At 55.7% G+C, this 13,393-nt stretch carries 7 protein-coding genes, 2 tRNA genes and 3 rRNA genes; 2 read left to right on the top strand and 10 right to left on the bottom strand.

All coding sequences use genetic code 11. The features are described 5' to 3' along the window. The first annotated feature begins 3 nt into the window (after nt 1-3). On the top strand, nt 4-1,047 hold the full coding sequence (locus FXO12_RS08080; RefSeq protein ID WP_060772669.1) for an acyltransferase family protein: 1,044 nt from the start codon (nt 4-6) through the stop codon (nt 1,045-1,047). 72 nt (nt 1,048-1,119) lie between these two features. Here the strand turns inward: FXO12_RS08080 and FXO12_RS08085 are convergent, their stop codons facing one another. From FXO12_RS08085 to FXO12_RS08100, 4 genes are all read right to left on the bottom strand, one after another. Further along, a complete protein-coding gene (locus FXO12_RS08085; protein ID WP_034125844.1) occupies nt 1,120-1,695 on the bottom strand; it encodes a DUF4174 domain-containing protein in 576 nt (191 codons plus the stop codon). A gap of 152 nt (nt 1,696-1,847) precedes the next feature. After that, on the bottom strand, nt 1,848-2,480 hold the full coding sequence (locus FXO12_RS08090) for a glutathione S-transferase family protein (RefSeq protein ID WP_057976587.1): 633 nt from the start codon (nt 2,478-2,480) through the stop codon (nt 1,848-1,850). Between the two features lie 49 nt (nt 2,481-2,529). Then, entirely contained in the window at nt 2,530-4,887 is a 2,358-nt protein-coding gene (locus FXO12_RS08095) for a DNA polymerase II (protein ID WP_057976585.1), read from the bottom strand. Between the two features lie 186 nt (nt 4,888-5,073). Continuing rightward, nucleotides 5,074-5,541 (bottom strand): SRPBCC family protein, encoded by a 468-nt coding sequence (locus tag FXO12_RS08100; RefSeq protein WP_054898207.1) that lies wholly within the window; start codon nt 5,539-5,541, stop codon nt 5,074-5,076. Nucleotides 5,542-5,639: 98 nt separating this feature from the next. On the opposite strand from FXO12_RS08100, the gene FXO12_RS08105 reads away from it, so the two are divergent. Further along, a complete protein-coding gene (locus tag FXO12_RS08105; protein WP_054898206.1) occupies nt 5,640-6,041 on the top strand; it encodes a GFA family protein in 402 nt (133 codons plus the stop codon). A 1-nt stretch (nt 6,042) separates the two neighbouring features. Here FXO12_RS08105 and mrdA read toward each other — a convergent pair whose 3' ends face one another. From mrdA to FXO12_RS08135, 6 genes are all read right to left on the bottom strand, one after another. Next, on the bottom strand, nt 6,043-7,935 hold the full coding sequence (gene mrdA, locus FXO12_RS08110) for a penicillin-binding protein 2 (RefSeq protein WP_054898205.1): 1,893 nt from the start codon (nt 7,933-7,935) through the stop codon (nt 6,043-6,045). A 213-nt stretch (nt 7,936-8,148) separates the two neighbouring features. After that, a 5S ribosomal RNA gene (rrf, locus tag FXO12_RS08115) occupies nt 8,149-8,264 on the bottom strand. A 152-nt stretch (nt 8,265-8,416) separates the two neighbouring features. Further along, nucleotides 8,417-11,308: ribosomal RNA gene (locus FXO12_RS08120) — 23S ribosomal RNA — on the bottom strand. Between the two features lie 237 nt (nt 11,309-11,545). Further along, nucleotides 11,546-11,621 (bottom strand) — tRNA-Ala (locus FXO12_RS08125). 10 nt (nt 11,622-11,631) lie between these two features. After that, a tRNA-Ile gene (locus FXO12_RS08130) sits at nt 11,632-11,708 on the bottom strand. A gap of 81 nt (nt 11,709-11,789) precedes the next feature. Next, nucleotides 11,790-13,326: ribosomal RNA gene (locus FXO12_RS08135) — 16S ribosomal RNA — on the bottom strand. The 16S, 23S and 5S rRNA genes sit together here with 2 tRNA genes alongside, the layout of an rRNA operon. Nucleotides 13,327-13,393: the final 67 nt, after the last annotated feature.

The raw sequence follows: 13,393 nt of genomic DNA on the forward strand, positions 1-13,393 counted from the left end.
TAGATGAAACATCGCTGGATTCAAATGGATATCGCCAAGGGCATTGGTATCCTGATTATTGTGTATGGCCACAGTTGGTTCGTCGCCACCTCGCTGGACTTGATGTACCCGATCCTGGCGTCGTTCGTGCTGCCGTTGTTCTTTTTCCTGTCAGGGGTGTTCTTCAAGCCCGAGCAACCGTTCGTGGAGATGGCGGTGCGCAAGGCCGATGGCCTGCTCAAACCGTTTTTTTTCACCATGCTGCTGTACGTGATCGTACGTGACGTACTGCGGGGGCAACCGCTGCTGCCGGATATAGGCGGCGTGCTGTATGCCTCGGTGGACACTATCCCATGGCAAGCGCTGTGGTTCTTGCCGCACTTCTGGGTGGCGATTCTATTCAGTTGGCTGATGCTGCGGCTGATCCAGCGCTTGAAGCTGCCCCTGTTGGCCGCCTGCATGCTGATCGGCGTGCAACTGTTGCTAGGCATCTGGACGCTGCAATGGTTCTGGCAGATACCGGTGAGCGTCGGTGACCACACCTGGACGCTGCCCGGCCTGCCCTTCAGCCTCGACGTCACGCTGATCAGCAGCACCTACTTCATCTATGGCTACCTGCTGCGCGATTGGCTGCGCCGGCATGAAGGTTCGTTGCTGACCCTGTTGATCTCGGTGGTGCTGTTCGCCGCCGTGTTCATTTACAGCCACGACACCATGGACTTGGCCCAGCGACGCTACGACCACTGGCTGTGGACCAGCCTGCTGGCAGTGATCGGCGTGTACATTTGCTGGGCGCTGGCGCGGGTGTTGATGGTGTCGGCGCTGCTCACCCGAGTGATGACCTATATTGGCCAGTCCACCCTGATTTTGTTGATCTTCCATGGCGAAATCCAGCACAAGACATTTGACCTGATGGAGCGCCTGGGCCTGCATCCGTTCATGGCGGCATGTGTAGGTTTGGTGGTGGCACTGTTGGTGCCGCTGCTGATCGGGGAAGTGATCAAGCGGGTGGCGTTCTTGCGGTTTTTCTATTTTCCGTTTCCGGTGCGCAAAGCGCCTAAACCGTAAAAGCACTACAGGACTAATGAGGAAGCGGGCTTGCTTGCCACAACAAGCCAGCTCCCACATGGGTCATGTAGTTCAATCATCAAGTTGCTGAGGCGCCGACTTGCTGACGGGTTTGCCAGGTTTGGCCCCCTTGGCCGGCGCAGCAGGTGCGGCAGGCTCAGGTTCTGCCACGGCAGCTGCTTCTTTTTCTGCCATCGGCATCTGGTCGATGGCGCTGAAGAATTCCTTCAGGTCGAGGCTGTCCGGCGGCACGGTTTTTTCGAGTTTCTTCTCGCCGTCCTTGCCGACCAGAATCACTTTGGTGCCGCTGCCGACGCCAAGCTTGAGGGCACGGATCAGTGCGTTGGTTTCAGGCGGCGTGAGCTTTTTGCTGTCTTTGGGATCCTTGGCGAACTTCTCCCCTTCGGCACCAATGCTGCCGAACTTCACGGTGTAGAACACCATGCTGCGCTCTTCGAAGGCCTGCTTGGTGGCAGCCTCTTCCAGTTGTTTCTTCAGCGTTGCCAGTGTCGGGTTTCCAGCATCAAGCTCCACGACCACCAGGGGGCGCGTCTTGCCCAATTCCTGCTTGAGCGGATTATCATCAGCGGCCAACAACGGCCCCGTAAAAGCCATCAAGGTAGCCAGGGTCAGCGACCGGATGAGCATGCGCACCTCCTTTGAATTCCATGCAGGGTTCTTGAGTTTCATGTCTGCGACAGCCAAATTCAAGGATGATTCCTACACCACTCTGAGAAGCGTAGGTCAGGAAGCCCGCTACGCAAGGGCTTGGACAGTGGCTCGGTCATTGTTTCTTCCGGTTACGAGACCTTCCACTGCGGCCAATGCCGGGCAAAAACGGGGGCCACGACAGGGTCAGCGTCTACCCGCTCCAGGCTCTGCGCAAAGCCCGGCGCCAGGTTGCCGAGCACCTCACGCGCGTCGTCCCAACGCGACACCGCCGCCGCCATGATGCCCAGTGCATTCGGCGCGTTGCCCGGGGTAAACAGCTGGCCGGCAAACTGATCGGCAAACACGACCCAAGCCTGGTGCAGGTAGCGCCGTGTGCCGCTGACCAGTTGCGCTTGTTGCGCCTCATCGGCATTGCCCAACCAGCGTTGCGGGTAATCGATGATGCCGATCGCCGAATAGCAGTTGGCGGCGATATACAGCAAGCCGCGCAGGATCTGCGTACGATCGCCAGCCAGCAATTCGGCCTTGGGATACTCCAGGCCCAAGTGGATCAGGATCGCGGCGCTTTCGGTCAGTACCTGGCCATTTGGAGTGACCAGGGTGGGGATCTGCTTGAGTGGATTGATACGTGCAAGCGCGTCGCTACCCTCGCCGTCCTGCCAGGAACTGGCCTGCACGCGATGCCACGGCACTGCGCAGCGCTGCAGGGCGATTTCGATCATGCAGGATCCGGATTCGTCGGTGCCATAAAGAGTGTACATGGGCGTTTCCTCCTGAGCGATGGGCAATATCGAGCCTGTGGTCGATTACCTAGAATAGCCCCATCTGCCCGCCTACCAGGGTACCGAAATCGTCATTCACGAACGGCAGGATTGCGTCAGCCACGGGCTGCAATTGGCGCGTGACGTAGTGGTCGTAATCGATGGGTGCCCGCCGCACTTCCAGCGGTTCCGGGCCGTTGACACTGATCACGTAGCTGATCCAGCCACCCCGCTGGTACTGGCGCGGGCGGCCCAGGCGGTCGTTGTACTCGTCTGCCAGGCGCGCGGCGCGTACGTGGGGCGGGACGTTGCGTTCGTAGTCGTGCAAGGGCCGGCGCAGGCGTTTGCGGTAGATTAACAACTCATCGAATTCGCCGCTCAAGGTACGCCGCACGTAATCGCGTATGTAGTCTTGATGGGGTTGTCGATGGAAGATGCGTTGGTAGAGTTCCTGCTGGAATTGCCGGGCCAGGGGCGACCAGTCGCTGCGCACGGTTTCCAGGCCTTTGTAGACCATTTCTTCGCTGCCATCTTCGCGCACGACCAGGCCGGCATAGCGCTTTTTGCTGCCCTCCTCGGCGCCACGAATGGTCGGCATCAGGAAGCGACTGAAGTGGGTTTCGTATTGCAGTTCCAGGGCGCTTTGCAGGCCGTACTCGTTGCTCAGGTGCGCGCGCCACCAGTCGTTGACGTGCTGCACCAGCGCCAGGCCGATGCGATTGGCGTCCTGCGCAGAGTGCGCGCTGCCCAGCCAGACGAAGGTGGAGTCGGTGTCGCCGTAAATCACCTCGTACCCTTGGGCCTCAACCAGGGCGCGGGTCTGGCGCATGATCTGATGCCCACGCAGGGTAATCGAGGACGCCAGCCGGGTGTCGAAGAACCGGCAGCCGCTGGAGCCGAGCACACCGTAAAAGGCGTTCATGATGATCTTCAGTGCCTGGGACAACGGCGCATTGCGCTCGCGCTTGGCCTCTTCGCGGCCTTCGGACACCCGCGTGACGATGGACGGCAGGCAATGCCGGGTGCGGGAGAAGCGCGCTCCGCGAAAGCCTTCCACCGAATCGCTGTCGTCGGGATGCTTGAGGCCTTCGATCAAGCCCACCGGGTCGATGAGGAAGCTGCGGATGATCGACGGGTAAAGGCTTTTGTAGTCCAGCACCAGCACCGACTCATAGAGGCCTGGGCGCGAGTCCATGACAAAACCGCCGGGGCTGGCTTGGGGCGGTTTGTCGCCCAGGTTCGGTGCTACAAAACCCTGGCGGTGCATCAACGGCATGTACAGGTGGGTGAAGGCGGCCACGGAGCCGCCGTTACGGTCGGCCGGCAACCCGGTGACGCTGGCCCGTTCCAGCAGGAACTTGAGCAGCTCGGTCTTCTCGAAAATCCGCGTGACCAGTTCGCAGTCCTTGAGGTTGTAGCGCGCGAGGGCAGGCTTGTCCTCGGCAAACATGCGGTTGATTTCGTCCATGCGCTGGTACGGCGTGGAGATGTCCTTGCCTTCGCCGAGCAGGGTTTGTGCAACGTTTTCCAGGCTGAAGGATTCAAAACTCCAAGTGGCCGAACGCAGCGCTTCGATACCGTCGATGATCAGTCTTCCTGCCGCCGCAGCAAAGTAGTGATTGCGGCTGCCGTGTTCGCGCCAGGCCATTGATTCCCCGCCACGTCCCAGCAACAGCGGCACGTTCAGGCGTTGGGCGTGTTCGTGGAGTACGCGCAGGTCGAACTGCACCACGTTCCAGCCGATGATCGCGTCGGGGTCAAAAGTGGCCAGCCATTGGTTGAGGTGTTCGATCAGTTGAGCGCGGGTGTCGCAATAGTCGAGCTTGAAATCCACGGCGTCGGTTTTGTTCGGCGGGCCGAGCATGTACACCTGGCGTTCGCCACAGCCTTCAAGAGCGATGGAGTAGAGATCGCCCTGGGCGGTGGTCTCGATGTCCAGGGACACCAGCTTCAAGGGAGGACGGTAGTCGGGGGCGGGCTTCATTTGCGCGTCGAGCAAGGTGCCGCTTGCATCAGCGGTGCCACCGAACCAGACAGGAGCGGTGATAAAACGCTCCATCATGTAGCGCTCCGGAGGGCGCACGTCACCTTCGTAGACATCGACCCCGGCAGCGCGCAGGCGCTTCTCGATGTCCATCAACTGGCGGTGCTGGCGGGCGTAGAGGCCCAGAACCGGGCGGTGATGAAAGTCGCATAGCTGCAAGGGGCGCAACTCGAGATCGCGCTCCCCCTTGAGCAGCCAATCGAGTGGCTTGCGATAGGCCTCTGGGATGAAAACCACCGAGGTCTGCACGGGTAGGCGAATGCACCGTGGCCCTTGATCGGTGGCCAGCCAGAAGCTGACCTCGGTGCCCGCCGGGGTATCGCGCCAATGCCGGGTCAGGACAAAACCCTGCTGTAAATCCACCGTACCGCACCTCAGGAATCGCTTTCAGGGCGTGATTCTACTCGGCATCCGTGCAAACGCCATCACCGACCGCTATGTGCATGAAGGCCAGCAAATCAAGAAAAGGCATCGAGCTGAACGTGCTTTGTGAGCCCGTCAGCGGCCTGTCTGCCTAGGGGAGTGAAGACTGCCCTCCGGTGTGCGCCATCACTTTGTTGGGGGCTTGCTCAGATAATTTTCGATATTGCCCATTTGCTCATCCCAGCCACGGGAGTTCATTTTGAAGGCTTTCTGACGCCGCGCTTCGGGCACCTTGTCAAAACCGGACTCAACGACCCGCAACAGAATGCCTGGAGCGCGATCTTCAATCGTGAACTCCACCAGCGTCGGCTCCTCTTTGTCGTAGTCGACGCCCTCTTCCACTGCAAAAGGATGCCACCAGAAGGAAAACAGCGTTTGGGGCAGGATACGTTCGATCCGGGCCTTCCATACGACATGTTCATAACCTGGATAGGTAATCGGCGCTTCGATGGTTTCCCCAGCCACAAAAGTTTTACCCTTAAGCGCGATACCGAACCAGTGTCCAAATTGCTCGGCCTGCGTGAGAGCCTCCCAGACCTGTTTACGTGACGCATTGAGCAGGACTTTACGTTCGATGCGATCTAATACGTGCATAAGTCACCTCCTTCATTGAACAGTAGGCGACATCAATCAATGCGCAACCTTGCGTTGTGCGCGATGATGATGACCCCCTCCTTGCCTGGCCATAGGTTATGACTGACCCACTGAATGGAAGTTGCTTGTGCAAAGGCGTGCGCTACCAAGTGGACAGCCTGGACATGCCCATCAGCCACTGCCACTGCGAAAGCTGCCGCAAGGCACACGCGGCAGCATTTGTTGCCACGGCCGGGGTGATGCGTGAGCATTTTCGCTGGACGCAGGGTGAAGAGCTGCTGTCGTCATTTGAATCTTCACCGGGCAAATTCAGACATTTCTGCTCGCGCTGCGGCTCACATCTGATCGCTGAACGTGGGCATCAGCCTCACGTGATCGTGCGGGTGGCGACGCTGGATGATGATCCGGGCGTCAGGCCCACCTCGCATATCTGGACGGCCCATGAAGTACCGTGGCTGGCCTATGACGGCGTAGCACGCTGGGATGAGTGGGAGGTTTGAGTCAAACCCTTGGATCGCCGGGCGCCTTGGCCGGCGCTGCATATTGCGGCTTGAGATGGCCTTCCTGGTCGAGCAGCCAGGCATCCATGATCTGTCGCACCACAGGCCCGGCTACACGGCCGCCGGCCTCACCGTTTTCGATCATGACTGAAATCACGATTTTCGGATGTTCGGCCGGCGCGAAACCGACGAACAAGGCGTTATCGCGATGCCGCTCCAACGTCTTGTTACGGTTGTAGCGCTCACCCTGCTTGATCGCCACCACCTGGGCGGTACCACTCTTGCCGGCGATGCGGTATTGCGCGCCTTGCGCTGCCGCTCGGGCGATACCGCGGGGATCGTGCATCACCAATTGCATGCCATGGTTGACCTGTTCCCAGTCACGCGGGTCCTTGAGGATCACGTTGGGCATTGGGTGCTCATCCACCGGTGGCACACCATTGATTGTCTTGGCCAGGTGCGGTCGGTTCCATACGCCTTTGTTGGCGATCAATGCAGTGGCCTGGGCCAATTGCAGAGGTGTTACTTGCATGTAGCCTTGACCAATGCCGAGGATCACGGTTTCGCCTGGGAACCACGGCTGGCGTCGGGTTGCACGCTTCCAGGCCTGGGATGGCATTAAGCCGGCAGACTCTTCGAACATATCCAGGGACACTTTCTGACCCAGGCCGAACTCGGCCAGATAGTCATGCAGGCGATCGATCCCGAGTTTATGGGCCAGATCGTAGAAGTAAGTGTCGTTGGAACGCATGATGGCCGCGTCCATGTCCACCCAGCCGTCACCACTGTGGTTCCAGTTGCGGTATTTATGGTCAAAGTCTGGCAACTGATAGTAACCCGGGTCGAACACTCGGGTTTGTGGAGTAACAACGCCACTGTCAAGACCGGCGATGGCCACTTCCGGCTTGATGGTTGAGCCCGGCGCATAAAGCCCGCGTAACACGCGGTTGAACAGCGGTCGGTCAATGGAGTCGTGTAGCGCAGCGTACTCCTTGAAGCTAATGCCTGTGACAAACAGGTTCGGATCGAAACTCGGTTTACTGACCATAGCCAGTACTTCACCGGTCTGCGGGTCCAGGGCGACCACCGAACCACGACGGTCACCCAAGGCCTCTTCGGCAGCTTCCTGTAGCTTGACGTCAAGGCTCAGGACGATGTTTTTGCCAGGGATCGGATCGGTGTGCTTGAGCACGCGCAGCACACGGCCCTGTGCGTTGGTCTCTACCTCTTCATAACCGACATGGCCATGCAGTTCAGACTCGTAAAAACGCTCGATTCCGGTTTTGCCGATAGATTGGGTACCGCGGTACTCCACCGAATCAAGGGTCTTGGATTCCTTTTCGTTAATACGACCGACGTAGCCAATGGAATGGGCAAAGTGCGCGCCCAGGGGGTAGTGGCGAACGAATTGTGGTTCCACGTCCACCCCAGGTAGACGGAACTCGTTGACGGCCAAAACGGCGATCTGCTCTTCGGTCAACTCGTAGAACAACGTGACGGGAACAAACGGGTGGCGGGCCTGCTTGAGCGCCTTATCAAACACCGCACGGTCTTCGGCTGGCAGATGCAGCAGATTGACGATTTCGTCCAGTTCACCCTTGAGGTCGGCTGTGCGCTCACGGGTGATGGTCAAGTTGTAACTCGGGCGGTTGTCGGCCAGGACTACACCATTACGGTCATAGATCAAGCCGCGAGTCGGTGTGATGGGCAGTACGTGGACCCGGTTGTTTTCCGAAATTGTTGAGTGGTAGTCGTACTGCACGACTTGCAAAAAATACATACGCCCCACCAAGGCGCACGTGATCCCAATTACCAGCAATGCGCAGGCAAACAAACGTTTGTTGACCAAACGGTTTTCTTTTTCGTGATCTTTGATAGGTATTGGTTCAGGCATTTCTACAGCATCTCGTTGGAAAAGGTCGACGCCGCATCCTGCGGATAAAGATCAATCCTTGTGAAAATGTGCTGCACCATAGCAAAAATGCAGAAACACTTTGTATCGAATTCCCTCAACGGCAGCTTATTTAATGTTGCTGAAAGCGCTGGAATTTTCGAGCGCCCAAAACAAAACCCCAACTGCTTTCGCAATTGGGGTTTTGGAATTTAATCTTGACGATGACCTACTCTCACATGGGGAAACCCCACACTACCATCGGCGATGCATCGTTTCACTGCTGAGTTCGGGATGGGATCAGGTGGTTCCAATGCTCTATGGTCGTCAAGAAATTCGGGTACTGAGTCGTGGCCAACTGGCCTCGCTTCAGCAAATTGGGTATGTGATAGATCGTGGTGTTTTGTGAGCGTCGAACTTTCGGTTCATTTTCGTCTTCACACACCGCAATCTGGCCTTTCGACTCAAATTGCTTGGGTGTTATATGGTCAAGCCTCACGGGCAATTAGTATTGGTTAGCTCAACGCCTCACAGCGCTTACACACCCAACCTATCAACGTCGTAGTCTTCGACGGCCCTTCAGGGAACTCAAGGTTCCAGTGAGATCTCATCTTGAGGCTAGTTTCCCGCTTAGATGCTTTCAGCGGTTATCTATTCCGAACATAGCTACCCGGCAATGCCACTGGCGTGACAACCGGAACACCAGAGGTTCGTCCACTCCGGTCCTCTCGTACTAGGAGCAGCCCCTCTCAAATCTCAAACGTCCACGGCAGATAGGGACCGAACTGTCTCACGACGTTCTAAACCCAGCTCGCGTACCACTTTAAATGGCGAACAGCCATACCCTTGGGACCGGCTTCAGCCCCAGGATGTGATGAGCCGACATCGAGGTGCCAAACACCGCCGTCGATATGAACTCTTGGGCGGTATCAGCCTGTTATCCCCGGAGTACCTTTTATCCGTTGAGCGATGGCCCTTCCATACAGAACCACCGGATCACTAAGACCTACTTTCGTACCTGCTCGACGTGTCTGTCTCGCAGTCAAGCGCGCTTTTGCCTTTATACTCTACGACCGATTTCCGACCGGTCTGAGCGCACCTTCGTACTCCTCCGTTACTCTTTAGGAGGAGACCGCCCCAGTCAAACTACCCACCATACACTGTCCTCGATCCGGATAACGGACCTGAGTTAGAACCTCAAAGTTGCCAGGGTGGTATTTCAAGGATGGCTCCACGCAGACTGGCGTCCACGCTTCAAAGCCTCCCACCTATCCTACACAAGCAAATTCAAAGTCCAGTGCAAAGCTATAGTAAAGGTTCACGGGGTCTTTCCGTCTAGCCGCGGATACACTGCATCTTCACAGCGATTTCAATTTCACTGAGTCTCGGGTGGAGACAGCGCCGCCATCGTTACGCCATTCGTGCAGGTCGGAACTTACCCGACAAGGAATTTCGCTACCTTAGGACCGTTATAGTTACGGCCGCCGTTTACCGGGGCTTCGATCAAGAGCTTCGCGTTAGCTAACCCCATCAATTAACCTTCCGGCACCGGGCAGGCGTCACACCCTATACGTCCACTTTCGTGTTTGCAGAGTGCTGTGTTTTTAATAAACAGTCGCAGCGGCCTGGTATCTTCGACCGGCATGAGCTTACGGAGCAAGTCCTTCACCCTCACCGGCGCACCTTCTCCCGAAGTTACGGTGCCATTTTGCCTAGTTCCTTCACCCGAGTTCTCTCAAGCGCCTTGGTATTCTCTACCCAACCACCTGTGTCGGTTTGGGGTACGGTTCCTGGTTACCTGAAGCTTAGAAGCTTTTCTTGGAAGCATGGCATCAACCACTTCGTTACCTAAAAGGTAACTCGTCATCAGCTCTCGGCCTTGAAATCCCGGATTTACCTAAGATTTCAGCCTACCACCTTAAACTTGGACAACCAACGCCAAGCTGGCCTAGCCTTCTCCGTCCCTCCATCGCAATAACCAGAAGTACAGGAATATTAACCTGTTTTCCATCGACTACGCTTTTCAGCCTCGCCTTAGGGACCGACTAACCCTGCGTCGATTAACGTTGCGCAGGAAACCTTGGTCTTTCGGCGTGGGTGTTTTTCACACCCATTATCGTTACTCATGTCAGCATTCGCACTTCTGATACCTCCAGCAAGCTTCTCAACTCACCTTCACAGGCTTACAGAACGCTCCTCTACCGCATCACTTACGTGATACCCGTAGCTTCGGTGTATGGTTTGAGCCCCGTTACATCTTCCGCGCAGGCCGACTCGACTAGTGAGCTATTACGCTTTCTTTAAAGGGTGGCTGCTTCTAAGCCAACCTCCTAGCTGTCTAAGCCTTCCCACATCGTTTCCCACTTAACCATAACTTTGGGACCTTAGCTGACGGTCTGGGTTGTTTCCCTTTTCACGACGGACGTTAGCACCCGCCGTGTGTCTCCCATGCTCGGCACTTGTAGGTATTCGGAGTTTGCATCGGTTTGGTAAGTCGGGATGACCCCCTAGCCGAAACAGTGCTCTACCCCCTACAGTGATACATGAGGCGCTACCTAAATAGCTTTCGAGGAGAACCAGCTATCTCCGAGCTTGATTAGCCTTTCACTCCGATCCACAGGTCATCCGCTAACTTTTCAACGGTAGTCGGTTCGGTCCTCCAGTTAGTGTTACCCAACCTTCAACCTGCCCATGGATAGATCGCCCGGTTTCGGGTCTATTCCCAGCGACTAGACGCCCTATTAAGACTCGCTTTCGCTACGCCTCCCCTATTCGGTTAAGCTCGCCACTGAAAATAAGTCGCTGACCCATTATACAAAAGGTACGCAGTCACCCAACAAAGTGGGCTCCCACTGCTTGTACGCATACGGTTTCAGGATCTATTTCACTCCCCTCTCCGGGGTTCTTTTCGCCTTTCCCTCACGGTACTAGTTCACTATCGGTCAGTCAGTAGTATTTAGCCTTGGAGGATGGTCCCCCCATATTCAGACAAAGTTTCTCGTGCTCCGTCCTACTCGATTTCATGACTAAGAGATTTTCGCGTACAGGGCTATCACCCACTATGGCCGCACTTTCCAGAGCGTTCCGCTAATCTCAAAGCCACTTAAGGGCTAGTCCCCGTTCGCTCGCCACTACTAAGGGAATCTCGGTTGATTTCTTTTCCTCAGGGTACTTAGATGTTTCAGTTCCCCTGGTTCGCCTCTTGCACCTATGTATTCAGTACAAGATAACCATCTTATGATGGCTGGGTTCCCCCATTCAGACATCTCCGGATCAAAGTCTGTTTGCCGACTCCCCGAAGCTTTTCGCAGGCTACCACGTCTTTCATCGCCTCTGACTGCCAAGGCATCCACCGTATGCGCTTCTTCACTTGACCATATAACCCCAAGCAATCTGGTTATACTGTGAAGACGACATTCGCCGAAAATTCGAATTTCTCAATTAAGAGAACTCACAAATTTTACCTTAGCCTGATCCGTTACCAGTGAAAGTAACGTTCAGTCTATCTTTCTATCACATACCCAAATTTTTAAAGAACGATCTAATCAAAGACTAGAAATCAATATTCGCTTCAGAATATTCATTTCTAAACTCTAACAGCAGAAGCAGTTAATGGTGGAGCCAAACGGGATCGAACCGTTGACCTCCTGCGTGCAAGGCAGGCGCTCTCCCAGCTGAGCTATGGCCCCATAACAAAATTGGTGGGTCTGGGCAGATTCGAACTGCCGACCTCACCCTTATCAGGGGTGCGCTCTAACCAACTGAGCTACAGACCCAATTTCGGGCTGCTTCTTTCGTCTTCTTCAATGAATCAAGCAATTCGTGTGGGAACTTATGGAGCAGCTGATGTCGTCGATTAAGGAGGTGATCCAGCCGCAGGTTCCCCTACGGCTACCTTGTTACGACTTCACCCCAGTCATGAATCACACCGTGGTAACCGTCCTCCCGAAGGTTAGACTAGCTACTTCTGGTGCAACCCACTCCCATGGTGTGACGGGCGGTGTGTACAAGGCCCGGGAACGTATTCACCGCGACATTCTGATTCGCGATTACTAGCGATTCCGACTTCACGCAGTCGAGTTGCAGACTGCGATCCGGACTACGATCGGTTTTATGGGATTAGCTCCACCTCGCGGCTTGGCAACCCTCTGTACCGACCATTGTAGCACGTGTGTAGCCCAGGCCGTAAGGGCCATGATGACTTGACGTCATCCCCACCTTCCTCCGGTTTGTCACCGGCAGTCTCCTTAGAGTGCCCACCATTACGTGCTGGTAACTAAGGACAAGGGTTGCGCTCGTTACGGGACTTAACCCAACATCTCACGACACGAGCTGACGACAGCCATGCAGCACCTGTCTCAATGTTCCCGAAGGCACCAATCCATCTCTGGAAAGTTCATTGGATGTCAAGGCCTGGTAAGGTTCTTCGCGTTGCTTCGAATTAAACCACATGCTCCACCGCTTGTGCGGGCCCCCGTCAATTCATTTGAGTTTTAACCTTGCGGCCGTACTCCCCAGGCGGTCAACTTAATGCGTTAGCTGCGCCACTAAAAGCTCAAGGCTTCCAACGGCTAGTTGACATCGTTTACGGCGTGGACTACCAGGGTATCTAATCCTGTTTGCTCCCCACGCTTTCGCACCTCAGTGTCAGTATTAGTCCAGGTGGTCGCCTTCGCCACTGGTGTTCCTTCCTATATCTACGCATTTCACCGCTACACAGGAAATTCCACCACCCTCTACCATACTCTAGTCAGTCAGTTTTGAATGCAGTTCCCAGGTTGAGCCCGGGGATTTCACATCCAACTTAACAAACCACCTACGCGCGCTTTACGCCCAGTAATTCCGATTAACGCTTGCACCCTCTGTATTACCGCGGCTGCTGGCACAGAGTTAGCCGGTGCTTATTCTGTCGGTAACGTCAAAATTGCAGAGTATTAATCTACAACCCTTCCTCCCAACTTAAAGTGCTTTACAATCCGAAGACCTTCTTCACACACGCGGCATGGCTGGATCAGGCTTTCGCCCATTGTCCAATATTCCCCACTGCTGCCTCCCGTAGGAGTCTGGACCGTGTCTCAGTTCCAGTGTGACTGATCATCCTCTCAGACCAGTTACGGATCGTCGCCTTGGTGAGCCATTACCCCACCAACTAGCTAATCCGACCTAGGCTCATCTGATAGCGCAAGGCCCGAAGGTCCCCTGCTTTCTCCCGTAGGACGTATGCGGTATTAGCGTCCGTTTCCGAACGTTATCCCCCACTACCAGGCAGATTCCTAGGCATTACTCACCCGTCCGCCGCTCTCAAGAGAAGCAAGCTTCTCTCTACCGCTCGACTTGCATGTGTTAGGCCTGCCGCCAGCGTTCAATCTGAGCCATGATCAAACTCTTCAGTTCAAACATCTTTGGGTTTTTAAGAAACCCTAAACTTGGCTCAGCAATCGTTGGTTACATCTTTGATTTC

The sequence above is a fragment of the Pseudomonas sp. J380 genome, assembly GCF_009827115.1.
In the GTDB taxonomy this organism is placed as follows: domain Bacteria; phylum Pseudomonadota; class Gammaproteobacteria; order Pseudomonadales; family Pseudomonadaceae; genus Aquipseudomonas; species Aquipseudomonas paracarnis.